28 protein-coding genes and 1 other annotated feature are annotated in these 24,874 nt (G+C 43.0%); of the genes, 1 reads left to right on the top strand and 27 read right to left on the bottom strand.

The window, feature by feature from the left end:
• Window positions 1-129: 129 nt before the first annotated feature.
• From H7992_RS10235 to H7992_RS10225, 3 genes are all read right to left on the bottom strand, one after another.
• Complete coding sequence (locus tag H7992_RS10235) at window positions 130-474, bottom strand: LapA family protein (protein WP_067208205.1); 345 nt, start codon at window positions 472-474, stop codon at window positions 130-132.
• Window positions 475-567: 93 nt separating this feature from the next.
• Window positions 568-2,838, bottom strand: coding sequence for a protein translocase subunit SecDF (gene secDF, locus H7992_RS10230; RefSeq protein WP_187047475.1), 2,271 nt, complete (start codon window positions 2,836-2,838; stop codon window positions 568-570).
• A gap of 181 nt (window positions 2,839-3,019) precedes the next feature.
• Window positions 3,020-3,340 (bottom strand): post-transcriptional regulator, encoded by a 321-nt coding sequence (locus tag H7992_RS10225; RefSeq protein WP_067208200.1) that lies wholly within the window; start codon window positions 3,338-3,340, stop codon window positions 3,020-3,022.
• 96 nt (window positions 3,341-3,436) lie between these two features.
• On the opposite strand from H7992_RS10225, the gene H7992_RS10220 reads away from it, so the two are divergent.
• A complete protein-coding gene (locus H7992_RS10220) occupies window positions 3,437-4,954 on the top strand; it encodes a putative polysaccharide biosynthesis protein (RefSeq protein ID WP_187047474.1) in 1,518 nt (505 codons plus the stop codon).
• Here H7992_RS10220 and H7992_RS10215 read toward each other — a convergent pair.
• The 24 genes from H7992_RS10215 to mreC all read right to left on the bottom strand — a co-directional run bounded on the left by H7992_RS10215 (window position 4,948) and on the right by mreC (window position 24,874).
• Window positions 4,948-5,589, bottom strand: a complete 642-nt coding sequence (locus H7992_RS10215; RefSeq protein WP_187047473.1) for a DUF421 domain-containing protein — start codon at window positions 5,587-5,589, stop codon at window positions 4,948-4,950. The two genes, H7992_RS10220 and H7992_RS10215, sit on opposite strands and share 7 nt — an antisense overlap.
• 134 nt (window positions 5,590-5,723) lie before the next feature.
• The gene (yajC, locus tag H7992_RS10210) at window positions 5,724-5,987 is read right to left on the bottom strand and encodes a preprotein translocase subunit YajC (RefSeq protein WP_067208193.1); all 264 of its coding nucleotides are present in this window, start codon (window positions 5,985-5,987) and stop codon (window positions 5,724-5,726) included.
• A gap of 40 nt (window positions 5,988-6,027) precedes the next feature.
• Window positions 6,028-7,167, bottom strand: a complete 1,140-nt coding sequence (gene tgt / locus H7992_RS10205) for a tRNA guanosine(34) transglycosylase Tgt (protein WP_067208191.1) — start codon at window positions 7,165-7,167, stop codon at window positions 6,028-6,030.
• Window position 7,168: 1 nt separating this feature from the next.
• The gene (gene queA / locus H7992_RS10200; protein WP_187047472.1) at window positions 7,169-8,218 is read right to left on the bottom strand and encodes a tRNA preQ1(34) S-adenosylmethionine ribosyltransferase-isomerase QueA; all 1,050 of its coding nucleotides are present in this window, start codon (window positions 8,216-8,218) and stop codon (window positions 7,169-7,171) included.
• A gap of 29 nt (window positions 8,219-8,247) precedes the next feature.
• Window positions 8,248-9,258 (bottom strand): Holliday junction branch migration DNA helicase RuvB, encoded by a 1,011-nt coding sequence (gene ruvB / locus H7992_RS10195; RefSeq protein ID WP_187047471.1) that lies wholly within the window; start codon window positions 9,256-9,258, stop codon window positions 8,248-8,250.
• A 133-nt stretch (window positions 9,259-9,391) separates the two neighbouring features.
• On the bottom strand, window positions 9,392-9,997 hold the full coding sequence (gene ruvA, locus H7992_RS10190) for a Holliday junction branch migration protein RuvA (protein ID WP_187047470.1): 606 nt from the start codon (window positions 9,995-9,997) through the stop codon (window positions 9,392-9,394).
• Between the two features lie 287 nt (window positions 9,998-10,284).
• Window positions 10,285-11,520, bottom strand: a complete 1,236-nt coding sequence (locus H7992_RS10185) for an ATP-binding protein (RefSeq protein ID WP_187047469.1) — start codon at window positions 11,518-11,520, stop codon at window positions 10,285-10,287.
• A gap of 188 nt (window positions 11,521-11,708) precedes the next feature.
• On the bottom strand, window positions 11,709-12,437 hold the full coding sequence (locus tag H7992_RS10180) for a YebC/PmpR family DNA-binding transcriptional regulator (RefSeq protein WP_187047468.1): 729 nt from the start codon (window positions 12,435-12,437) through the stop codon (window positions 11,709-11,711).
• An 11-nt stretch (window positions 12,438-12,448) separates the two neighbouring features.
• Window positions 12,449-13,318, bottom strand: a complete 870-nt coding sequence (locus H7992_RS10175; protein ID WP_067208177.1) for a phosphotransferase — start codon at window positions 13,316-13,318, stop codon at window positions 12,449-12,451.
• Between the two features lie 7 nt (window positions 13,319-13,325).
• The gene (locus H7992_RS10170) at window positions 13,326-14,390 is read right to left on the bottom strand and encodes a LysM peptidoglycan-binding domain-containing protein (RefSeq protein ID WP_187047467.1); all 1,065 of its coding nucleotides are present in this window, start codon (window positions 14,388-14,390) and stop codon (window positions 13,326-13,328) included.
• A gap of 314 nt (window positions 14,391-14,704) precedes the next feature.
• Complete coding sequence (gene pheA, locus H7992_RS10165; protein WP_067208171.1) at window positions 14,705-15,595, bottom strand: prephenate dehydratase; 891 nt, start codon at window positions 15,593-15,595, stop codon at window positions 14,705-14,707.
• Between the two features lie 15 nt (window positions 15,596-15,610).
• Complete coding sequence (locus tag H7992_RS10160) at window positions 15,611-16,066, bottom strand: ACT domain-containing protein (protein WP_067208168.1); 456 nt, start codon at window positions 16,064-16,066, stop codon at window positions 15,611-15,613.
• Between the two features lie 57 nt (window positions 16,067-16,123).
• Entirely contained in the window at window positions 16,124-17,416 is a 1,293-nt protein-coding gene (gene obgE / locus H7992_RS10155) for a GTPase ObgE (protein ID WP_067208165.1), read from the bottom strand.
• A gap of 11 nt (window positions 17,417-17,427) precedes the next feature.
• Window positions 17,428-17,946, bottom strand: coding sequence for a Spo0B domain-containing protein (locus H7992_RS10150; RefSeq protein WP_067208162.1), 519 nt, complete (start codon window positions 17,944-17,946; stop codon window positions 17,428-17,430).
• A 273-nt stretch (window positions 17,947-18,219) separates the two neighbouring features.
• Window positions 18,220-18,510 carry a 50S ribosomal protein L27 gene (rpmA, locus tag H7992_RS10145; RefSeq protein ID WP_067208159.1) on the bottom strand — a complete coding sequence of 97 codons (291 nt, stop codon included), beginning with the start codon at window positions 18,508-18,510 and terminating at the stop codon, window positions 18,220-18,222.
• A 15-nt stretch (window positions 18,511-18,525) separates the two neighbouring features.
• Window positions 18,526-18,852: a ribosomal-processing cysteine protease Prp gene (locus H7992_RS10140; protein ID WP_067208156.1), complete on the bottom strand. Its 327-nt coding sequence runs from the start codon at window positions 18,850-18,852 to the stop codon at window positions 18,526-18,528.
• Between the two features lie 6 nt (window positions 18,853-18,858).
• Window positions 18,859-19,167: a 50S ribosomal protein L21 gene (gene rplU / locus H7992_RS10135; protein WP_067208153.1), complete on the bottom strand. Its 309-nt coding sequence runs from the start codon at window positions 19,165-19,167 to the stop codon at window positions 18,859-18,861.
• A gap of 13 nt (window positions 19,168-19,180) precedes the next feature.
• Window positions 19,181-19,254 (bottom strand) — a sequence feature (ribosomal protein L21 leader region).
• Window positions 19,255-19,296: 42 nt separating this feature from the next.
• On the bottom strand, window positions 19,297-19,908 hold the full coding sequence (locus H7992_RS10130) for a M50 family metallopeptidase (RefSeq protein WP_067208151.1): 612 nt from the start codon (window positions 19,906-19,908) through the stop codon (window positions 19,297-19,299).
• Entirely contained in the window at window positions 19,905-20,456 is a 552-nt protein-coding gene (locus H7992_RS10125; RefSeq protein ID WP_156475998.1) for a hypothetical protein, read from the bottom strand. Before H7992_RS10125 ends, H7992_RS10130 begins: the two co-directional genes overlap by 4 nt.
• Window positions 20,457-20,726: 270 nt before the next feature.
• On the bottom strand, window positions 20,727-21,644 hold the full coding sequence (locus tag H7992_RS10120; protein WP_187047466.1) for an NERD domain-containing protein: 918 nt from the start codon (window positions 21,642-21,644) through the stop codon (window positions 20,727-20,729).
• A 328-nt stretch (window positions 21,645-21,972) separates the two neighbouring features.
• Entirely contained in the window at window positions 21,973-22,770 is a 798-nt protein-coding gene (minD, locus tag H7992_RS10115) for a septum site-determining protein MinD (RefSeq protein WP_067208143.1), read from the bottom strand.
• A 1-nt stretch (window position 22,771) separates the two neighbouring features.
• Complete coding sequence (minC, locus tag H7992_RS10110; protein ID WP_067208140.1) at window positions 22,772-23,443, bottom strand: septum site-determining protein MinC; 672 nt, start codon at window positions 23,441-23,443, stop codon at window positions 22,772-22,774.
• 22 nt (window positions 23,444-23,465) lie between these two features.
• Window positions 23,466-23,990, bottom strand: a complete 525-nt coding sequence (mreD, locus tag H7992_RS10105) for a rod shape-determining protein MreD (RefSeq protein ID WP_067208137.1) — start codon at window positions 23,988-23,990, stop codon at window positions 23,466-23,468.
• Window positions 23,987-24,874, bottom strand: coding sequence for a rod shape-determining protein MreC (gene mreC / locus H7992_RS10100; protein WP_067208135.1), 888 nt, complete (start codon window positions 24,872-24,874; stop codon window positions 23,987-23,989). Before mreC ends, mreD begins: the two co-directional genes overlap by 4 nt.

The following is a 24,874-nucleotide window of genomic DNA, read 5'->3' as shown; positions in this document are numbered from 1 at the left end:
CATTATAACGGATGGGCTCCGACTCTAAAAGAAAAGACTGCTAAAATTCCCTGAAGTAGAAGTCTGCACTAAATTCGTTAACAAAAAAGAGCATCTTCCCTGTATTAGTAGCTGGAAGACGCTCTTTGCTTATACATTTTTATTTTCGATAATTACTTCATCATTGGATGGTAAGGCTGTGTACTTTTGCAGTTCCGCAATTTCATTCTGTTGTGCTGCAATTGTAAGCTCTTTGGTGGTCATTTCTTTCATAAGTTCTTTTATGCGGCGGCTTGATTGAAATGACAGGAACATCGCGACAAACCCGCTGACTACAGCACCAAGAAGAGCTGCACCTAAAATAACAAGAACGAGTGGCCACTGTGCTTTGCCAAACACATAATTGACTTGTACCGCGTCAACATTAAAGACAGCAAAGATGGCGATAATAATGGCGAATAATAGACCTAGCAACAAATTCCATTGAAACTTCATATAGTTTTCCCCTTTCATTAAGAAAAAAATAGAACAGAGTATACATAAAGTATACCCTGTTCCATGAATAACCGAAACTTATCATAATAGGTGTTAAACGATAGGTTCGTCTGAACCCCATTGTTTCTTCTTGTCTTCGACTTTAATGGCACCTTTTTCATTGATTTCACGTTTCTTCAGATCAAACCAGATTTGAGCTGAGATGAAAATCGATGAATAAGTTCCCGCAAACAATCCAATTAGAAGTGCGATTGAGAATGTCCGGATTGATTCTGCACCGAATAGCATAAGCGCTACTACGACAATGATAACAGTGAGTACCGTATTTACAGAACGTCCAAGTGTCTGACGCAATGATTTGTTAACGATATCCGCCAGTTCTGCTACATCATCGATACGACCTCGATGGTTGATATTTTCCCGTATCCGGTCAAATGTCACAATCGTGTCATTGATGGAATAACCAACAATCGTCAACACGGCGGCGATGAAGGTGATGTCGACTTCTAGACGCAAAAGACTAATTGCTGCTACCATAAAGAACACATCGTGGAGAAGTCCGACGATGGTCGCGACCCCCATACGCCATTCGAAACGAAGTGCAACGTAAATAACGATACCAAGCATGGCAATAAGCAATGCTTTAATGGCGTTTTTCGCAAGTTCCTTACCAACTGTTGGTGAAACAGTTGATATATTTGGATCTTCGCCATACTCTTTTGCAAGATCAGCTTTAAATTTGTTGACTTCTTCTTGTTTAAACTCATCTACGTAACGCATGACAGCCATATTCCCCGTATCGCCAGAAATAACGATATCAGTTGAAGGGTGCCCGATTTCATCTAGATAAGTAGATATTTCATCTTTCGTCACTGGATGGTCTGCAAGCACTTCAACACGTGTACCACTCGAGAAATCAATACCGAGGTTCAGCTTGAAGATTCCAAGCGCAATGACACCACTAATTAGCAATACTGCTGAAATGGCATAGAATTTTTTGCGCGAAGCTACGAAATCGAAACGATCAAATTTCGTTGTCAGTTCCAATGTTTCAATATTTTCTTCGGGTGCATGAACCCTACTTTTCGGAATGCCGAACCATGCTGTTTTCCCATCAAACACACCACTTTCGACGAGAAGACCCAAGAGTATACGAGAGCCCCATACAGCCGTCAAGAAGCTGGCTAGAATACTGATGATAAGGATTGTTGCGAAGCCTTTCACTGAGCTTGTCCCGAATATAAACAGGACAACTGCTGCAAGAAGCGTCGTGATATTAGCATCTAGAATGGCGGTGAAAGAATTTTTCGCTCCAGCCATAAACGATGTCTTGATAGATTTACCAACACGTAATTCTTCTCGTATCCGTTCATACATCAAGATATTCGCATCGACTGCCATTCCAACCCCGAGCATGAGTGCCGCAATACCAGGCAGCGTAAGCACACCATTAATCAGCGTGAAGACGAGCAAAATGATGAAAATATAAACCGACAATGTAATAACTGCCACAAAACCTGGCAGGCGGTAATACACAAGCATGAATAGGAAGATAAGCGAGATACCGATTACTCCCGCAAAAATTGTCTTGTTAAGCGCTTGTTCACCGAACTGCGCGCCGACTGATGTCGAGTAGACTTCCTTAAGATTAACAGGTAATGCACCTGCGTTTAATATTCCAGCAAGATTTTTCGTCTCTTCTAAAGAGAATGATCCCGATATTTCAACGTCTGATGAGTTAATCGGGTTTGCCACATAGGGTGCGGAAACGAATTTAGGTTTTTCTTTCGTTACTTCCGCTCTAAATGAATCTTCACCTTCTATGAAGTCTAACCAGATGACCATTACGTTCTCTGGTTTTTTTTGTGAGATTGATGTTGTCACTTCACCGAATTTAGTCGGTGATTTCATTTCAAGCGTAACAACCGGGTTACCATTTTCGCCAAAGTTAGCCTTGGCCTTCCCCTCTTTCAAGTCGTTTCCGTCTAGAAGGAGATTGTCATCGGCATCCCTGAACGTCAAATTTGCCTGAGTCGAAAGTAGCTCCCTAGCTGATTCTTGGTCCTCGACTCCCGCAAGTTGCACGCGAATCCGGTTACCCGACTCGATTTGGATACTTGGTTCACTTACCCCAAGTACGTCAACCCGATTTCTTAGTGCATTCGCTGTATCTTTAACCATTTCTTCTGTTATATCTGGGGCGCCGTCTTTCAAAGGTTCAACTTGATAAAGGACTTCAAAGCCGCCCTGTAAATCTAGACCCAGTTTTACATCGTTCACTACCGGTTTCGCAGTCGTTCCAATCGTCAAGCCAAACACGACGATTAATAATAGAAACGCTACGATCCGTCCTCTTCTTTTCATAATCCAATTTCCCCCTCTAAATATGGAGTGCAACTGTACGACATTTATCTATGTACATACTCCGAGAATAGCGACAGCGCCCCGCAACAACTAGGCGCTGAATACTACACAATTATAAAAACACAATATGTCTATTATGAAACACAGTCATTCATGTGTCAAATTGTCACGTTTGACTCTATCATAACTCACTTTTCGATTTATGTGGTGTCAGTAAGATTTGAAGTTCTTCACTGTTCAAGTCGGTAAACCAGTTTGCACCACGTTGTTCTTCAATCTGTGTAAACGTCATATATTCTGCTGGTGAGATTTTGAGGATTCCATTTGCAATTTCATGCATCCCCATGTCCTCGATATTTTTTTTACGCCATTTCTTCTGGACGCAAAATGTCCAAATGTCCTCTTCGGTTACTGTTGTATAGCCGTACAGATGAAATTCAGTCTTTTTGCTTTCAATTGCAGGCAGCATATGTGTGAACAGTTGTCCGAATCGTCTTGGCATCTTTTCCATCCCTTTCCTGGACAGTCGTAAGTATGGATATTTCTGCATAGGTTTAGTGTATACGAAATGACCGGAATTGAGAAGGAGTTGTTTAAATTGTCTTCATTCATCCGCGGAACTGTCGTACTGATGGTTGCCGTCTTCCTAACCAAGCTTTTAGGATTCGTCTTCCGGATTCAATTCATGCGGATTGCAGGCGAAGAGGCGGTCGGCATCTACATGACCGCTTATCCCGCTTTTATCTTTTTCCTGTCACTTGTTCAGCTTGGTGTACCGATTGCCATAGCCAAAGTGATTGCCGAACTCGAAGCGAAAGGGCAATCCGTAAAAATCCCTTCTCTTATGAAGACAGCTTCCTTCATCACTATCTTGACGGCAGTAGTATTCATTCCAGCTTCTATTTTGTTCGTTCCCTACTTAGCTGAAACACTTCTCGGTAATTCTGCTTCATCCACCACACTGTATGTCGGAATCGCAATCGTACCTATCGCTGCTATAGGGGGATTGATCCGCGGATATTTCCAAGGTATCGCACGAATCGAAGAAACCGCATGGTCACAAATCATAGAACAAATATGCCGTATCACGCTAATCACATGGCTATTACCACATCTCCTCGTAGCTGATAATACAGCACTGAGTGCCGCTTATGCGATGGGCGTTACGCTTCTTGCGGAAATGCTATCCGTCCTTTATTTATTGTTCAAATATAGGCAACAAAAGAAGCGAATACCAAAACAGCAGGAGAAACTCAAGCGCTATCCAATGGAACCTTTGCTAGCCATCGCTTTGCCATCGTCTGGTAGCCGCCTATTCGGTACGTTCACTTGGTTCCTTGAGCCGATTATCTTCCTCCGTGCACTCGCGTTTTCAGGTGTTTCAGCTGTAGCTGCCACAACGTTGTACGGCATTGTATCCGGTGTCCTTGTCCCGTTGCTCCTATTTCCGGCGTTCATCCCATATGCCTTGTCTGTTGTCCTAGTGCCCGCCGTAAGCGGAGCAGTCGCATCAAATAATACGAGAAAACTGAAAGAACGAATTCATCTTTCGCTCCGCCTGTCCGCATTAACAGGTACGTTTGCAGCAACTGTGTTTTTCATTCACGGTGAGGATTTGGCAGTAAAGTTATTCCATGTCACCCAGGGTGCTTCCTATATGGCGTTACTTGCTCCAGTTTTTTTCTTTTATTATATCCAAGGCCCACTCTATTCAATTTTACAAGCAACGGGCGATGCCAAGGCAGGGATGATGAACTCCGTATATGGTGGTATTGCTAAACTGGCGGTCATGTTCATCCTCGCTTCCCAGCCTGGTTTACAGGTGACAGGGGCAGTCCTTGCGATCGGCTTTGGCGTGCTTATTACATCATTCCTTCATATAGCAACACTTCGGAAAAACAAATCGACCGCTTCCGGCTTCACCATATTTGCTCTGCCTTATGCTTCCTTTATCATGACCTGTATTATGCGACCAATTTTCATCCCAATTGGAGATTTTGGTTTATTCACAGAATGTGCAATCACAAGTGTTTTCCTTCTTGTGATACTTATTTTGACGGGTCAAGTTAAAAAAAGTGATCTGTTTCTGTTCAGGAGACTACTGAAAAGTCATTGATAACTCTCTTTCAACTGAAACTTCAGTCCATCATTTTCAAATGAACAATAGAAAATCTGTTCTACATCATTTATTCCGAGGTTCAGTAGTTCTTCTAAAAGCCACTCTTCGGTTTTATCGATAAGTTCAAGATGTTTACCTTGGATAACACCATCGGAAATAAGCGAAAGTACTGGTTGGATACTGTCGTGTTTAAAGACGGACAAATTTCCTGATGGTTCCAAATAAGCGAATGAGACTTCATGAACAGAGCCAATCTGTTGTTCACGAAGTTGCTGAAATAAATCGTCAAGATTATAACGTTGTTTCCGCATTTCATGCTCAATTATTTTACCGTGCCTAATAATAAGTGTTGGTTCACCATCGACAATATCTCTAAACCTCTTACTTCTCATTGAAAAATAAGAAGAAACGACTTGAATGACGAGTAAAATAAGCATCGGTATGACGGATTGAATCAGATCTTTGTCGGGGGAATCGAGTGCAAATGCAGCAACCTCTGCCATAAAGACGAAGACCACAACATCGATAACACCCAGCTCGCCGACTTCTCGTTTCCCCATAATCCGTAAGATGATCAAGATGAGCACATAAAGAAATACCGTCCTAAAACTGATAATTAATAAATCGTTCATAAAGATCTACCCCTTTTACGAAAGGATGCCCTTTACACTTCTGCTTATATACACGTTCAGTACGGAAAAAGAGGCGATTGCCTGAATGGGAAATTTCCCACTCAGCCAATCGCCCCTTCAAATTCTTACAATACTTAAATTGATTCTGTTACACGTCCAACAGCTTGTCTATCGAACTGAAGTGTCGTGCCTTCAGAAACTTTAAGAAAAACCGATGAATCATCTACAGCGTCAATCGTGCCGTGAATGCCACCAATTGTGATGACCTTATCTCCACGTTTCAAATCTCCTTGCATCTGCTTCGTCGCTTTCTGTTTCTTTTGCGCCGGTCTGATTAGCAAGAACCACATCACTGCGAACATCGCAACGAATGGCAATAGTTGTGTTAATGAACCCATATATATATCCCCCCTTCAATCAAGATTCATTATACTAGATTTAAAAGTTTTTTGCATTCGGTTTATTAAATCCGTAGCTCTCAAAAAATTCTTCACGGAAATCTCCCAGTCGATCATGGCGAATTGCATCCCTTACCTGCTCCATTAAATTAAGTAGGAAGTGGAGATTATGATAAGAAGTCAGCCTGATTCCGAAAGTTTCATCCGCTCTGATAAGATGGCGAATATAAGCCCTGCTGTACGTTTTACAGACATGGCAGCTACATTTTTCATCAAGAGGACGGAAATCACGCTCGAATTTCGCATTGCGGATATTCAAACGTCCTTCACTCGTCATAAGCGTACCGTTTCGAGCAATACGAGTCGGTAGGACACAGTCAAACATGTCTATACCGCGGATAGCACCGTCAATAAGTGAGTCTGGCGAACCGACACCCATCAAGTAACGCGGCTTGTCCTGCGGTAGAAGCGGTGTTGTGTGTTCAAGGATACGGTTCATAATATCTTTCGGCTCGCCAACAGACAAGCCGCCGATTGCATAACCTGGGAAATCAAGTGACACAAGATCTTTTGCACTTTGAGCACGTAAATCCTCAAACTCGCCACCTTGTATAATGCCGAATAGTGCTTGATCTGCCGGACGTGCATGTGCTCCTAGGCATCTTTCAGCCCATCTAGATGTCCGTTCAACGCTAGCTTTCATATATTCACGCGTTGCAGGGAACGGCGGACATTCATCGAAAGCCATCATAATATCTGCGCCTAGTGAATTCTGAATTTCCATCGCTTTCTCGGGGCTAAGGAACAATTTACTACCGTTCAAATGATGTCTGAAATGGACACCTTCCTCTTCGATTTTACGGAATTCGCTTAGTGAAAACACTTGAAAACCGCCTGAATCGGTCAGAATCGGTCTATCCCAGTTCATGAACTTATGTAGTCCGCCTGCCTCTTCGATGATATCCTGACCCGGACGAAGCCACAGATGATAGGTATTACTTAAAATAATGCCTGCTCCGACTTCTTTCAGCTCTTCAGGTGATAATGTTTTGACAGTTGCCTGTGTACCAACCGGCATAAATGCTGGTGTTTCAAATGAACCGTGTGGTGTATGGACGATTCCAAGACGTGCTCCGGTTTGTTTACAAGTTTTGATGTGTTCGTATGTAACTGCTGTCATTTTATGATTCCTTCCTTTGTGACGGTTTTATGAACATTGCATCTCCAAAGCTGAAGAAGCGATATTTTTCCTCAACCGCCCTGTTATATGCTGCTAAAATATGTTCTCGAGTTGTTAGCGCTGAAATCAGCATGATCAACGTCGATTTAGGTAAATGAAAATTGGTTAATAGTCCATCCAAAATACTGAATGTATAACCTGGATAGATGAAAATCGACGTCCAGCCGCTTGAAGCCACAATTTTACCTGCATTTTCCGAAGCGATTGTCTCTAGTGTTCTCGCAGACGTCGTACCGACCCCTATGACGCGTCCACCTTGTGCTTTGGCTTCATTTATTGCATCCGCTGTTTGTTCAGTGACATGATAATATTCGGAATGCATCGTGTGATCCTCAATTGTATCTGCACTGACTGGACGGAATGTGCCAAGACCGACATGCAGTGTAATGAATGCGATATTGACGCCTTTATTCTGGATACTTTTTAGGATTTCATCGGTGAAATGAAGTCCTGCAGTCGGTGCTGCTGCCGAACCTCGTTCTTTGGCGAACACAGTCTGATAGCGTGCTTGATCATCCAGCGTTTCAGTAATATATGGTGGTAGTGGCATCTGCCCAAGTTCATCTAGGATTTCATAAAAAATACCGTCATAGATAAATTTGAATGTACGTCCACCTTGTTTCAAAATCCCCGTGCACTCTGCTTTCAGACGTCCGTCACCAAAAGTGACAATCGTACCAAGTTTCACACGTTTCGCAGGTTTTGCTAGCGTCTCCCACTCGTCATCTGCCGTTTGCTTCAATAGTAACACTTCAATCATGGCTCCAGTATCTTCTTTCACACCCATTAATCGAGCAGGCAGCACCCGCGTATCATTGAGTACGAGCATATCTCCCGACTCTAGCTCTTCGAGAAGATCACGAAAATGACGGTGCTCTACTTCCCCTGTTTTTGGGTCAAGCACCATAAGACGGCTTGCTGTGCGATCTAGTAACGGTGTTTGTGCTATTAGATTATCTGGTAAATCGAAATCAAAATCATTTACATCCATCGTCTATAAATTCTCCCTTTATAATTGAATTAGAAATCGTTGTGCTCGGGAATTGGATAGCCAAAATGTTCATATGCAAGACGAGTCGCAATCCGCCCACGCGGTGTCCGTTGGATAAAACCGATTTGAAGGAGATACGGTTCGTAGACATCTTCAATCGTTACCGATTCCTCGCCAATACTTGCAGATATCGTATCAATTCCAACAGGCCCGCCACGAAAGCGCTCAATCATTCCCGTAATCAACTTATGGTCAATATGATCAAGACCACGTGAATCGACTTGCAGCATTTCTAGTGCTTCATTTGCCATTTCCATTGTAATGCTCCCGTTGCCTCTTACTTGTGCATAGTCACGCACACGGCGCAACAGTCGGTTTGCAATACGCGGGGTGCCGCGAGAACGGCGTGCTATTTCTACTGCAGCCTGTTCATCAATTGCTACTTCAAAAAGGCCTGAGCTACGAATGACAATTTCCTTGAGCGGCGCAACTTCGTAATACTCGAGGCGCAGTGGAACACCGAAACGATCACGTAGCGGCGCCGATAATGCTCCTGCACGGGTTGTCGCACCAATCAGTGTGAATGGCGGCAAATCGAGTCGGATAGAACGCGCAGAGGGCCCTTTTCCGACAACGATATCCAAACAGAAATCTTCCATGGCAGGATACAGCACTTCTTCGATTGTACGGTTCAGCCTATGGATTTCATCGATGAATAATACATCCCCTGGTTCGAGAGAGGAAACGACCGCTGCGAGATCGCCAGGGCGTTCAATTGCCGGGCCACTGGTCATGCGGATATTGACGTCCATCTCATTGGCAATGACCGTTGCAAGCGTCGTCTTACCGAGACCTGGTGGTCCATACAATAGGACATGATCCAAACTTTCGCTACGGCCTTTTGCTGCTTCGATGAAAATACCGAGGTTTTCCTTCACTTTTTCCTGTCCTATATACTGACTAAGAAATTGCGGTCTAAGCGATTGTTCAAAACGTTCATCGAAATCCGATGCTTCTCCGGAAATAACACGTTCCTCCATTGTCCGCCCCCCTTTCTGCCGTTGCTATATATGTTGAGACAAAGAATTCCATTGAATTCGCTACGGCTACCACTTGTAAGGCGCCTTCGCTTAGTTTAAACACGGGATTCATTACTTCAATTTATCCATACAATTAGTTCTGTTTTAATAATAACCGAAGTGCCATTTTCATGTAGCCTTCTGTATCAAGTTCTTCTTTTTCTAATTTAGGTTTCACTTTTGTCAGCTCGCGCTGTGAGTAACCGAGTGCTTCTAGTGCAAGTATTGCTTCATCAAGTGCACCATTTTCCGCCATTGTCAGAAGTGTGATATCCTCATCTGGCATGTCCATCGCATTAAATAGATCATACAACTTCCCTTTCAAATCGAGGATCATCTGTCGTGCCGTTTTTTTCCCAACTCCCGGAAATTGAACAAGGAACGTTTCATCCTCCCGTTCGATTGCACCAATTACTTGTGAAGGGACGCCGCTAGCAAGTATTGCCAAGGCACCTTTTGGACCAATACCGGATACCGTGATCAATTTTTTGAACAACTCCCGCTGTTCCAAGGATTTGAATCCAAGAAGCAACTGGATATCTTCACGAACATGCAGATAAGTAAATACTTGTTGGATTTCTTCTGTTTTATGAAAAGCATATGGATTGGGCGTCATGATGAGCCAGCCAATCCCACCCTGTTCGAGTGTTATATGTTCAGGCGTCACACGTGTGACCTGCCCTTTTATGTAGTCGTACACGCTACTCTCCCCCTATATATAGAACCGATTATACCATACGAACGCACTTTCTACCTTTAACTTGAATCTTCAGAAGTTCCTGCTGATTAGTGGAACTCAGACTGAAAACACCGTATCCAGTGGCTAGCCCAATTCAAAAAGTGATCATAATTATGACCAGGCGTAGTTAATTGGTTGTTGGTATGCAAAAGAAAAGATGACCGCTTTATCGGCGGTCATCGGTCATTCACTCACATTAATCTAGATTACACTTATCATAGCAATTACCACACTATTTATCAATACAGTTATACAGGTATGTATAACAGAAAAGTTGTTCCCTTCCCTACCGTACTTTTCACTTTAATTTCCCCTTTAACATTCCTGATTGTGCTATAAACCATGAACATTCCAAGGCCTGTTCCTTCTGTTTTTGTAGAATAATAAGGTTTTCCCATTTGTGAAATCCCTTCTCTTGTCATGCCGCTCCCACTGTCTTGAATCTTTATCAAGATTTTTTTCTTGTGTTCCGACACATCGACATAAAGCACACCACCGTGATCCTGCATTGATTCGATACCATTTTTAACTAGATTAATGAGACATTGCTGCATCTGATTTTCATCATATGTTGCTTTCAGCGTATTTGTTGAACGAACAAGGATTTCAACTCTATTCCTCTTCGCATACGGTTGCATAATATTCTCAACATACTTTATATCTTTTGCAAAATCAGAGAAAACCATATTTTCACATTGTGGTTTCGAAAACGTTAAAAAGTCACTGACAATAGTTTCTGCTCGTCCTAATTCTTTCAACGAAAATTCAATATATATTTTTTCATCGGCATTAATCGTTTTGGACTCATTTAACAGTTGGAGAAACCCGCGTGTTACAGTAAGTGGATTTCTGATTTCATGAGCAATACTTGCCGAAAAATGACTAACGTCTCTCATTCTTTCTGCTTGCACATATATTTCGCGCCTTTTGATGTTAGAAATAATTTTTTCAATTAAAGCCATTAGTATAAAGGTCGCCATTAGATAAGTGCTAAGCGTATAAAATACCAAGTACCAAAATTCGCTTGTCAGTTTCGGAAATTTAAAGCTCAATGTGAAAAAGTAATACGTCATAGTAAGAAAAGTGACGCAGATCGCAATAAAAATTCGCCATCGCGAGTTTTGTTGCTTAAATTTCGCACTTAATATCGGTACCAAAATAAGGACCGCCGTCGAGAGAGCAAGCGACTGAAAAATCCCATCTCCACCGATAAAGAACCGATACGCATTTAGAATTATATAAAGTGGAAAGGCCATTTTGTATCCGCCAAAAAGGGCGACAATAATAAACGGAACATATCTTAAATCAACGATATATCCTAACTCCAATTTAATTGGGAATGCCATACAAAAAACGAGCGTCACAGAGGACAGTAACATAAGCAAATATTTATTAAAATTAGTCAACCCATTTTCAATGAAAATTACAGCAATCAGAATCGGAAAGAGTAAAAACAAAAAGTTCAATAATAATGTTTCAATCAAAAGAAATCACCTTCCCACGACTCCTATTACGTAATTACTGTTTTTCTAGATGCACAGACACAATTAGATTGTACACTAGTTTACTGATTGATATGTATATTATTTTCACTGTTCATCTATCACAATAAATATCCATCCACCATTCTTAAACGGTGGATGGATATTAGAATGAATCCTATTTAAAGGGTTTAATCTTGGTCTTCCGCATTATGGTAGATATCCTGAACGTCCTCATCATTTTCGAGTACTTCGAGCATCTTTTCAAATTGCTCTTCAGCATCTTCGCTAAGGACCGTGTACATAGAAGGAATCATCTCGATGTCCGCCGAAATGAATTCGATTCCTTCCGCTTCAAGGGTCTCTTTCACTGTTAAAAAGTCCGTTGGTTGCGTAATAATTTCAAAGCCATCTGCTGTCGACTCAATATCATCTGCACCTGCTTCAAGCGCCGCCATCATAACTGCATCTTCATCAGTACTGTCCGTCCGTTCGATGAAAAGACGTCCCTTTCGGTCAAACATATAGCCTACCGAACCACTTTCACCGAGACTACCGCCGTTTTTGCTGAAGGCGACACGCATATTCGGCGCAGTTCGATTACGGTTTTCTGTTAAGCAGTAAACAAGTACTGCCACTCCTCCAGGACCATATCCTTCATAGATTACTTCCTCATAGTTTTCATCCGCGCCAGCACCCGTCGCTTTATCGACTGCACGTTTAATCACGTCGTTTGGAACATTAACGCCTTTTGCTTTTTCAATAGCCAAACGAAGAGATGCGTTCGATTCTGCATCAGGTCCGCCTGCTTTTGCGGCTACAAAAATTTCTTTCGACATCTTTTGGAAAACCTTACCGCGTTTTGCATCTTGTGCGCCTTTACGGTTTTGGATATTTTTCCATTTAGAATGCCCTGCCATAACCTTACCCCCTATGTGTTAATCCGTTCTACATCATACCATAATTTTGGCCAATGTGAGAGTGCGGACTCAGTAAAGGGGACCAGTTGCTTCGCCTGTCTTTCTCTTCCAGACGGTGACAATGTGAAGAAATGAAGCCATTCTCGAAGTATTTCATTTGGAAATAGAAGCAGTGTCTTGGAAGCATAATTCAGTCTTCGAAGCGACGGCTGTTCATCAAACAGAAAATCAATGTCATATCCTATTTGTGGCAGCACTCGATGAATCCAGAGCGCAATTTCAGTACCGGCTGGCCCCGTACTCGCTAGATCGAAATCGATGAAACGGATGACGCCATCTCTATCACGCAATATATTATGATGGACGACATCTCCGTGAAGCAATGTACCATTCAGATTGTCTTTATAAGTTTTCTTCACTGCGCTAATCGCGTTCAATGCATAAAATAAGATTTCATCGACAAGGCCTTTTCCAATATACGCCTCACACTCTCCACCAATTTCGCGGAAACGGCTGATCCGGTCTTCCCACTTCGCGATAAGGGGGTACGGATGCAGATAGGGTGAGGCGTGCCAGTCGAGTTGTGCTTTTGTTTCATGAAGTGCATGAAGAGCAGCAAGCGAATCCGTCCGATCTGCCCTTTTCTTGAAGTTGACCGCCTTCGCACCATCCAACCATGGCTGAACAAACGTCAGTTGATTCTCTTGGGACACTACATCTACAATATGCGGGAAAGAAACAGAATGAAGAGCTTCATGTACACGTTGTACTTTCATCGCGGTGGAGTTGGACTGATATCGCTTCACCGAAAAGCGCTTGCCATCACTCTCTAACTTCCACACATTATCTTTTATTTTTTCTAATTTCCCATCCAGCGCCATATGCCGGTCAATACGCTCCGAACCAGTTGGAACCTTGATTAGGAGGCATTCCAGAATAAGGAGTTGCCTGTTGCATGCATGAAGGGCAATTGCATGGATGACCATAAAAGATCGGGACCATCATTTGCTGACGATGGTGTTGGTGCTGACCCTCGCAGCCACACCCTTGATGATAACCTGGTTGCGGCATTGCAGGATAACCGAATTGTCCGGGATTCCATTGACCTTGTACAGCTGGTGATATAGCCTGCGGTACGTAGCCCGGCCCAGGTGGACACGGAGCAGATGGTTGCAGGTCAATTTCAGGTGATTCTTCATACATATACTCTGGTGAATACTCAGCGGCTGGTTGCATAACCATTTCAGCCGTCTCTTCAAACATAAAATCAGGCGATTCGAGCAACTGCCACCCTTCTACCATAGGTATTTCTAAAGGAGATGTTGCAGGGCCTTGGCCAGAGAAAATCGGTGATTCTTGTTCATACATCGGAAATTGAGTCGATGGTAAAGGAGCGTGGTGCATCGGTTGTTCTTGCCTTGGCATCGCCTGGATTTGCCCCGAATGCATGAACGGGAAACAATCTGCGTCAAAAATCGGCATCCACCCACACGGAATACCTATCATCGGATGAGCAAATGTTTGTGGCGGATGCATTGGCATTGGTGTTGGTGTTGGCGTTGGTAACGGTATGGGAGCTGGCACTGTTGGTTGTACTGCTGGTGGTGGTGTTGGTTTGGATGGTGGTACTGGTGTTGGCGGTCTTGGCGTTGGTGCTGGTGGTCTCGGTGTTGGCGGTTTCGGTGTCGGTGGTTTTGATGTTGGTGGTTTTGGCACCGGTATTGGCGGCGACGGTTTTGTACCCTTTGGAGGATGCGGCGTCACCGGCCCTTTCCCTTTTTCAGGATGTTCAGCATTATGCTGTCTTTTTGGCAAGAAAATTTTCATTCCAGGAACAATATAATCTGGATTAGCAAGATGCGCATTCACCCGCTTCAAATCTTCAAACGGGATACCGTATTGGCGCGCAATCTTCCATAGCGTATCCCCTTTTACAACAATATGGACTTCCACTTAAAAATTTCCCCCTTCCGTCAATCCATCGTATGAACGGACGCCCGTCTGTGTGACGCTCATCTTTAACGAGATATCCTCTCTTGCCATGTATATGCGGATGTGGGTTATTTATTCTAAAGAAAAGCCGGGGTTGGACACTGTATATGTTGAAATAAAGAATCCCATTGAATCCGCTTCGGCGCTTGGGGATGCCTCCCACCCTAAGCCAAGCGGCTGCGCCGCCAGTCTTAGGGCTTCGGCTACCCCTGTAAGGCGCCTTCGCTCTGTTTATATAAGTAGTGATTTATTTCCCAATAAAAAAACCACCACGGTCATATTGAATGACGTGACGGTAGTTGGTCGTATATGAAATATGAACCGAATGAACGAGCAGTACAATTCAGTGCGCTGAGTTCTTCCATCGCACCTTTCATCATCGGGTGGTCTTCGGATTCCATTACATCGATAATGAAGAAGTAATTGCCAAGTCCTGTTTTTAATGGCCTTGATTCAATTTTACTTAAATTGAGTCTGCGCCATGCAAAAACGGATAAAACCTGGTGCAGCACACCTGAACGGTCATCTTCTGGTAATTTTACCATTAATGTCGTTTTTAGATTTGCAGAATGGCCATTTGTTTCCAAACTTTCTTTTCGCAGGGATAATACGACGAATCGCGTATGGTTAAAATGAAAATCGTGAATATTCTCCTCTGCGATATGTAGACCATATTTTTCAGCCGCCAACTTATTTCCGATTGCCGCAACCTTCACTTCCGGGTTTTCGGAAATATATTTGGCAGCTGCCGCCGTGGAGGTCGTCTGGATAAGCGGGACACGACGGTAATGGTATTGCAAATATTTATGGCATTGCGCAAGGGCATGGGGATGGGAATTGATGGATTCGATTTCAGTGATAAAAGGAACTTGCTTTTTATTGACCATAAGATGCTGTTCGATTGGTATCGATATTTCAGCATTGATGAACAAATCTGCTCCATGGAACAAGTAATCGATGGTCATCGGAACGGATCCTTCCAACGCATTTTCAAGCGGGACAATCGCATAGGCGACACGCCCTTCCGCCACAGCCTCTATACAATCCGGTATCGTAGGTTGAGGTATCAATCCCGAATTTCCAAAAAGAGTGCTTGCCGCAACGTGCGTGAATGATGCTTCCGGCCCTAAATAAGCGACAGTCGGCGTATATCTTTCATTTCCCATACTAGTATCCTCCCATCAGAGTGCACCTGAACTGATTAAGACAACTGAATCGACAAAGTCAGGTGCTTTCAACCGTTGCAGGAACTCTTCCATTTTTATGATCATTTCTGTTACATCGAGTGACAAAGTAATATTAGCCCGTGCTTGAACAGGAATGGTCTGATGAATTGTCAAGACATTACATTTTGACTCAGAGACAATCTGCAACAATGTCGCAAGCGATCCTTTCCGGTCTTCCAGCTGAATGAAAATCGTTAGGATACGCTCACGTGCAATTGATTCGAACGGATAAACAGTGTCACGGTATTTATAAAATGCACTACGGGATAATCCTACCCTCTTCGTGGCATCTTGTATCGTCGATTCCTCTCCGCTTGCCAAAAGCCTTTTCGCTTCTAACATTTTCAGCATCGATTCTGTCAGTACGTCTTCCCTTACAAGATAAAACTGACCTTCCCCCAACTGCTTCATAGGATATCCCCCTTCGTGCGTAGCTTTTGTCATTTTTTAGTCATTCATTCCACCTGATTAATCTACGAAGTCAAATTCGAAGTCAAGAAGTCGCACAGTATCTCCATCTTTCGCGCCACGTTTACGGAGTTCATCATCTACACCCATAGCACGCAATTGTCTCGCGAATTTACGTACGGATTGGTCAAAGTTGAAGTCGGTCATTTTGAACAGACGCTCAATTGTATAGCCCGACAATACGAATGCGCCATCATCATCACGCGCCACTTTAAACAACTCTGCTTCTCCATCATATTTGTACAGAACTGAGTTCTCTTTGTCTTCGTCCTCAATTTCATGCATCGGGAATTCCGGTGTCGTTTCAAGGAGATTTGCAACCGCATGTAGCAATCCGTCAAGTCCAGTTCTTGTGAGTGCTGAAATTGGGAAGATGAGTGCATTGCTGTCATTCAGTTTTTCCTTGAAGACTTTTAGATTCTCTTCCGCTTCAGGCATGTCCATTTTATTTGCAACAATGATTTGCGGACGTTCTGTTAAACGTAAGTTGTATTGTTCTAACTCCTCATTAATTGTCAAGAAGTCCTCGAATGGTTCACGTCCTTCAAGGCCGGACATATCAACAACATGGATGATGACGCGTGTCCGTTCGATATGGCGTAAGAACTGATGACCGAGACCAATACCTTGGTGCGCTCCTTCAATCAATCCCGGAAGGTCAGCTAGCACGAAGCCGCGGTGATCATCCGTTTCAACCATGCCCAAATTCGGAACAAGTGTCGTAAAATGATAATCTGCAATTTTCGGTTTTGCAGCGGAAACAACAGATAATAACGTCGATTTCCCTACACTTGGGAAGCCAACTAGTCCTGCATCCGCTAGCACTTTCAATTCCAGGTTAATTTCTTTATTAGCGCCCGGCTCACCTTTTTCAGATAGTTCAGGTGCAGGGTTTGACGGAGTTGCGAACCGGCTATTCCCACGTCCTCCACGACCGCCCTTAGCAATGATTGCTGTCTGACCGTGCTCAACGAGGTCAGCGATGATTGAACCGTCCTCTGCGTCTGTCACAATCGTACCAGGTGGGACTTTGACAACTACATCAGTTGCGTTTTTCCCATGCATATTTTTACTGCCACCGTGCTCACCGCGTGGCGCCTTGAAATGACGTTGGTAACGGAAATCCATAAGTGTCCGCAATCCTTCATCCACGATGAAAACAACGTTAGCACCTTGTCCTCCATCACCACCGGCTGGACCGCCATATGCGATATATTTTTCTCGACGGAAAGCAACCATTCCATCACCACCGTCGCCGCCTTTTACATAAATCTTTACGTGATCGACAAACATTTATTTTCCTCCTATTGTCCACTAATTGTGAACGTCCATTGATTTTGCGAAAGTGTCTCTTCAACTGTAATGTTTCCGAGTGCCACCGGTTCTAACAGATTTTTTTTCATGTGGGCATGCACAGTAATCGTAATTGACCAACTTTCGGCTGTTGCCTGCACATCGATCTGCGTTTCGTACTCAGAAGTCGGGTCCAATGTTTTTTCAGCTTCACTAAACATTCGTTCTAAATAAGTTACAACTGCCGCATCATCAGCTTCCCGGATTCCGGATGCTATTGTACACGTCATCGTTTTTGTAAAAGCACCATATAGCCAGTCGAACGTAGTGAGCCATATCTCAACGGCTGGAAGTCCGAGCCTTTCTAATAATGCCACTTCACGCATACGATTGGTTGCTTCCAAGATCTTTTGTTTTGCTTCCGGTAGTTTATCAAGATCGATATAGAGCAAGACTAATTGAAGTTCATTTAAAAAATCATGTCTTGCAAATTTCAGCGCTTCCGCCGTGGTAAGTTTACTGTTCCCCATTCCCATTCACCGCCAACAATTTTCATGTATATAGTATAGCATCTGTTGCCTAGAAATGCGCAAGACGCTAAAAGCGCTGGAAGGCTTGAACATAAAGGCACTCTTTGCTTTTTCATCAAGTAAGAGGGATGCAGTTCTAATCCCTTTCCACTGAAGCGATGCGAGCAGCTGGCGCCCAGACAACAATCTAAGTAGAAAAAACACATTTTCTTCTCTCGGAAAAAAAGAAAAAGGACTGCATATTCGTATGCAGTCCTTTCTGTCGTACGTATATTAAGCTTCCTGAACTTCAGGGTATACGCTAACTTTCTTTTTGTCACGACCAAAACGTTCGAAACGAACGACGCCGTCAACTTTTGCGAAAAGAGTATCGTCACCACCGAGACCGACGTTTTCACCTGGATGAATTTTCGTTCCGCGCTGACGATAAAGGATTGAGCCGCCAGTAACAAACTGTCCGTCCGCGCGTTTTGCGCCAAGACGTTTCGAGTGAGAGTCACGACCGTTCCGAGTAGAACCTACCCCTTTTTTCGATGCGAAAAACTGGAGATCTAAACGTAGCATGTATGCCACCTCCTACTATTTAAGAATAATTTTTATATGTTGCCCATAGTCATTTTCAATCGTCTGCAATGAAACAATCATCGCCTTTACAATCAACTGTGTATCGTGATCGTTTTCTTCAGTTTCAGGAAAACTGACTTTCAAATAGCCACCGTCAGATCCTTGTTGAATCTCAGGGGTTTTGCCTGTAAGTGCAATAATTGCATTGACAGCACCAAATGATACTGCAGATGCAGCTGCACAGACAAGGTCTTTTCCGTATTCTGCAAAATTAGCGTGGCCTGTCATCTCAAAAGAGTTGATACGACCGGATGATTGTTTCTTGATGATGATCTTGATCATGCCGGCTTACAGGTTAATACCGTCAATGACGATTTTAGTGTATGGCTGACGATGACCTTGTTTTTTGTGATAGTTCTTTTTCGGCTTGTATTTGAAAACAGTGATTTTTTTAGCACGGCCCTGTTTAACAACAGTTCCTGTAACTGTAGCGCCTTCCACGAATGGAACGCCTACTTTCACGTCTTCTCCACCTACGAATAGAACTCTGTTGAAAGTGACAACTTCGTCAGCTTCACCAGCTACTTTTTCAATGTAGATTTCCTGGCCTTTTTCAACTTTGATCTGTTTTCCACCAGTTTCAATAATTGCGTACATACTTGCACCTCCTCTATAATTACAGACTCGCCTTCCAAGGTGATCCATACGGATACTTGTACCTTATCAGCGCGGTTGTAGCACGGGTGCTACAAACAATAACATTTGAATATTACCACGTATATTTAATTACGTCAACCTATTTAATTTTATTTCTGCAAATGCTTTTTCATATTTTCGGAAACGAAAAGCGGAAATGTTTTGAAGCAAGAGGAACGTTGCCAGGAGAATGTAGGGCAATGTCTTAGGTATATCAATTGATAATAGGATAATACTAGCGCAAAGAAGTAGAATTGAATGCAACAAAACGAGCGAGCGTGTGCGATAAACGGAACCTTCTGTTTCGAGCAGCGCACATATTGCCTGTCCACCATCAAGCGGTAGAATGGGAAGTAAGTTAAGCACTAGCAATGCAACTTGAATCCGGATAACTTGGTCGTCACCCGGAAATGGAATCCAAATCGCCATTAATAATAGGAGCAACGTTGCTAAAGGTCCGCTGAGCGCGACGAGGAGACGATCTCTTCTTGGTGCCATATGTTTATTCCAAATAACGATTTCGCCACCGTAAGGCATGATTGTACAAGATCGTATGCGCATTCCAGTAAGATAGGCAGCAAGGAGGTGCCCAGCTTCATGAATCAGAAGCGAAATAAAGATAATGGCATAGATCGAAATGCTGCCGGTCATGATTAAAAATAGAAAAAAAGGCAAAAGAACAGGATGAAGCTTAAATTTCATTGTTCCCCGCCCGAAAGATATGTCGGCAAAAGCGACGCATCCATTTTCACACCATCACGCTTTACCTTCAGATAAATCGCCCCCTCATCCATTAGCGCCAGCGTGTCCCCTTTTTTCACAGCTGTATACGGCAGTTTGACAACTTTTCCAACGTAACCATACGTCACTTCATCCCCACTATCATATAACACCGTAACGGTTTTCCCCGATTCGCGGGTGAAACCTGTAAAAATGACAAGCCCGTTCTCTTGCGCATCAATCGTTAACGGTTGTGTATAGGATACAATCACACCCTCTTTATATGGCTGCATTGATTCATACGCGGAAAAAGGGTCTTCCTGATGGGGATCTGCCATGACCGCGATTTGGTCAGCAGCCGGATCTTTAATTATTGTTGCCACCCATTTTTTCATCGCTATAAAGTCCTTGCCAGACGTGACATACTGCGTAACAGGTTCCCGTATAACACCCGCATCCTCCAACTTCGCCACACCAATCACCCCGAGCGTCAACACAATTGCCATCATCCACTTCGTTCTCCATTTCAACCGGTCACACCACCCGTTTTTTTTAGTATATGACGTAGGTGGGGGGAATATTATGGGCGGTTGAACGGAATTTATCGAAAGTGGAGTTCGTATAGTTCTATTTCTGCGAGAAAAGTTGGGCAGCAAATACCCGTTATCTCTCTTTGGTTGCAACTTTTTGGTTCTAATTGCAACTAGCGAGTTTTAACTGCAACTTCGGGATTTCAATTGCAACTTTCGAATTCTAATTACAACTAGTCAAACCTAATTGCAAACCTCCTATTTCAACAACTATTTTTTCAACTCTTCCCGAATAAATTCCGATAATAGATGTTTTTCATCTCTAATTTGAAATAATCTATACCTTGTCTTCGCTTTTTTTATTTCAGCATTATTATTAAGAACACGTATCGCAAAGTAAATGGAGTCATGCTGCATGAATTCAATCGCACTTCTACTCGTAATTTCCGGTCCAAATAATAAACGATATTCCTGTAGGGTATTGAGATGAGCATCACGTGATTCCTTTCCGCATTTCCCACAACACCATCGCGAATGCTTTCTTAGCATTGGAATGTAATCACACTTTGGACATCTGACCCCTTTCTTCACTTTATCAACCGAAATATTATAATAGTCAACGATACTAAATGGTTTTTCTAGTCTATCTTCGGTCAAAAGCTCAAATGCCAAACGCTTGCATATTTCATTCGCGATCACACGTTTAGTACGACTCTCTAAAAATTCGATATATTCCACCAGTGAATCAATCGGAATCGTTTTCCAGTTTTCCGATGCTTGCATAACGATCCCCGCACGGCTAACGAATACGATAAGTCCATTGGCGGACATCTCGACCCCTATATTACGAAGAAATGAATTGATAATAGTTGTCGACCGACTTAGCTGCGCTTCCGGGTTCCTCATTCCTTCCTTTTTCCCTTCGTCGTTCAGCCTATAAAAATGTTTATTAACGGGATCAAAATAAAATTCCCCCCGCATATTTTTTATTTCTATTACCAAAATGAAATTAGGATGTATAAGTAATGTATCAATTTGAACTTCCTTTTTTCCAACCTTGATATTCAGATTCTGCAAAACGTAATAGGGCATCTTTAGTTCAAGCTCTTTCAAATAATTATCAACTTTCAATTCACCCGCAAATCCCGCTCGACTATTTTTATAATCAGACTTAATTCTTTTATACATTTCATCGGATTCCGATATACGTGAAACAAGCTATGCTAGCCCTGCAAAAGCCCCTGGAATACCTCGTTTTTTAATTATCAATCAAAATCTCCTCCTATTTTGAATTTCTCATTGAAAAAGTATCGATTTCTAACTTCAATCGCGGAACCCAATTCATTTACTATCGCTAATTGCAACTCTCAATGCTTAACTTCAACTCTTGAAACCTAATTGCTACAATCCACGTTTAATTGGAACTTTCGAATTGTAATTTCAACTCTTCCATTTTCACCACCTAAAATTCACAAAAAACCCCCAACACAAAAAATATGTGCAAGGGGTTTTAGGGTTATTTCACAAATATCGATTTAAGTTTACCGAAGAATCCAGGTTTTCCCGTGGTAAGAGACATAAGCGGAACTGATTCGCCGAGGATACGGCGCGCAATGTTACGATAGCCAATTGCTGCAGGATTCGCTGGATCCATGACGACGGGCTCCCCTTTGTTTGAGGAGGTGATGACGTTCTCATCGTCTAGGATGATGCCAAGCAAGTCGATAGACAAGTGTGTCGTAATATCGTTGACATCAAGTGCATCTCCGCTATTCATGAGATGCCGTCTGATGCGGTTGATGATCAGTTTCGGGGGTTCTATGTCTTCCTGTTCAAGCAAACCAATGATTCGATCGGCGTCACGAACGGCCGAAATTTCAGGAGTCGTAACGACAATGGCACGGTCAGCACCGGCAATGGCATTTTTGAAACCTTGTTCGATTCCAGCCGGACAGTCAATCAATATATAATCATAATCCCGTTTCAGTTCAGTAACCAAGTTTTTCATCTGTTCAGGATTGATTGCGTTTTTATCAGTAGTCTGAGCAGCCGGTAATAAAAAGAGACCGTCCTCGAAACGTTTATCCTTCACGAGTGCCTGTTGAACTTTGCAGCGTCCTTCAATAACATCCACTAAATCATAGATGATACGGTTTTCAAGGCCGAGAATGACGTCAAGATTGCGGAGGCCGATATCAGTGTCAATCAGACACACTTTTTTACCTTGGAGAGCCAGTGCAGTTCCAAGATTTGCGGATGTCGTCGTCTTGCCGACACCACCTTTACCAGATGTTATTACGATTGCTTCTCCCAAACTAGCTTCCTCCTTTGAATGATGACAGACCAGGCCGAAGAATCCGGAGTTCCTGCAGACGGTCGATGGCAATGAAGCCGTTCGGATGCAAATAAGCACATTCCATTTCCGGTTGTTCCGACAAAATCGTTAACTCATCCGTCATCGTTTCCATTTTGTCCGCGATTATAAGATGTGTTGCTTCAAGCCAAGAAGCCGCGATCACAGCCTTCGTATTGCCGCTCGATCCTGCATGAGCGATCCCCTTCAGTCTACCAAGTACATAAATGCTGCCCGCAGCGACGACGCGGCCATTGGGATTCACGTCACCAATGACAACGAGATCCCCTTCTGCCTGCACAACTTGACCCGATCGCACGATGCCGATGTAGGTTTCAGATTGATTTTCAAGTACTTTTCTATTGCATTCTTCCATCGTGATAACATCACTTTGGATTTTTGATACACGTAAATTTGGAGAATCATGAATCGCGTTCATTATCTCTCGCAATTCTTCTTCATTGCAGTAGCGACTACCCGTATGAACCTGCACTTCCGCAAGTCCTTCCAAGCCGTCTTCCTCCACTTTTCTGCGGAGCTCGGCAATCATGTCCGAATAAGCGCATTTGTCGTCAAGCCGAAGAACAAGACCGTCTTTTGTCCCTTTTATTGTTACATATTGCTGTTTCGTCATTTGCGTCACCCCGCATTTTCTTTTACAAAGTTTCGCCCTGTCGCTCTACTACTCTTTTATAAATAAGTGTTTTGAAAAACCAACCGAACATACCAACGAATATTGAGTTGGCAATTATCGTTGGAATAAGTCTCCCTGTAATGAATTCATCCAATCCAATAGATGTCAATGAAACGAGACTAGCAAAAAAGTATGATAGTACTTCGAGCACGATAATCAGAAGTAAGGCCAAGAACATCACCGTAACAATATGGCGGTGGATTTGGCGAATAATAAGTGTTGCAATAAAGCAGATCAAAGGATAGAGAAATGCATATAATCCAATAATATCAATATGGTACATATCATACAAGAGTCCAAGCACAATTCCGTAAATGATTGCATGTTTTCTACTGTAATAGACAGCTATAAAAATAAGGTACACGATAACAAACCGCGGAACAAGCGTATAGCTATCACTACCAATGTTCACCGGTGAAAACAGACTGAATACAGGCTCTAGGAAAAACAACAATACGGCAATAAGAGGGATGACGGATCGGATCATGATCCATCCTCCCCCTCAGTATCCGCAGAGCTGTCCCCGTCTGTCCCCTGAACAATGGATGAGCGCTTAGCAATGATAACATGGTCCAACAACGAAAAGTCCGCTGCCGGCCGGATATATGCCAACTTCGTCAGTCCATAATCATCTGTCGATACTTCTGTTACTTCTCCAATTAAAAGCCCTTTCGGAAAAATACCACCAAGACCGGATGTTATGACTTTCTGACCGACTTTGACTTCGAAACTAGAGTCAATACGTTTCATAATAAGCTCACTGCGTTTAATGTCGTACCCCTCGATAAGTCCGTAAGTCTTTTCACCTGCAACAACTGCAGCAACACGGAAATTACGATTCTCCGTCGACAATAGCTCAACTGTGGATGTAAACTTTGTAACAAGTACAACTTTTCCAACTAGGCCATCCGCTGTAATGACCGCCATATTCTTTTCAATACCTTGATTTTCGCCCTTGTCTATGATGATTTTCTCTTCCCACTGGTCAGGGTTCCGCGAAATGACCGTCGCCTGGACCGGATCATAAACACGCAATTCATCTTTTTTGCCGACAATTTCGAGCAGGCGTTCATTTTCTGCCTTCACATCCGCCAGCTCGGCTTGTCCAGAGGCGTATTCGCTTAATCTTACTTTTAAATGTTTGTTTTCTTCATATGTATTCAAAATCCCATCAATATTCCCAATAACGTTTGTTATGTAAAGCGCCGGCTTCGAGAATAGTGACTGCCCGAAGCCGACGACATCTTTCACAACTTGTTCTGGAAGGGAGGCATTCTGCCGGTCTTTGAGGGAGAATGAAATTAATGCCACAAGGATAATGACGCCCACGAGCAGTAATATCAAACGTTTATTTGAAAAAAATCGCGGCAT

It is taken from the genome of Sporosarcina sp. resist (genome assembly GCF_014302295.1).
GTDB classification, from domain to species: domain Bacteria; phylum Bacillota; class Bacilli; order Bacillales_A; family Planococcaceae; genus Sporosarcina; species Sporosarcina psychrophila.
The sequence above is the reverse complement of the archived record's forward strand: the minus strand, read 5'-3'. Positions and strand labels throughout refer to the sequence as shown.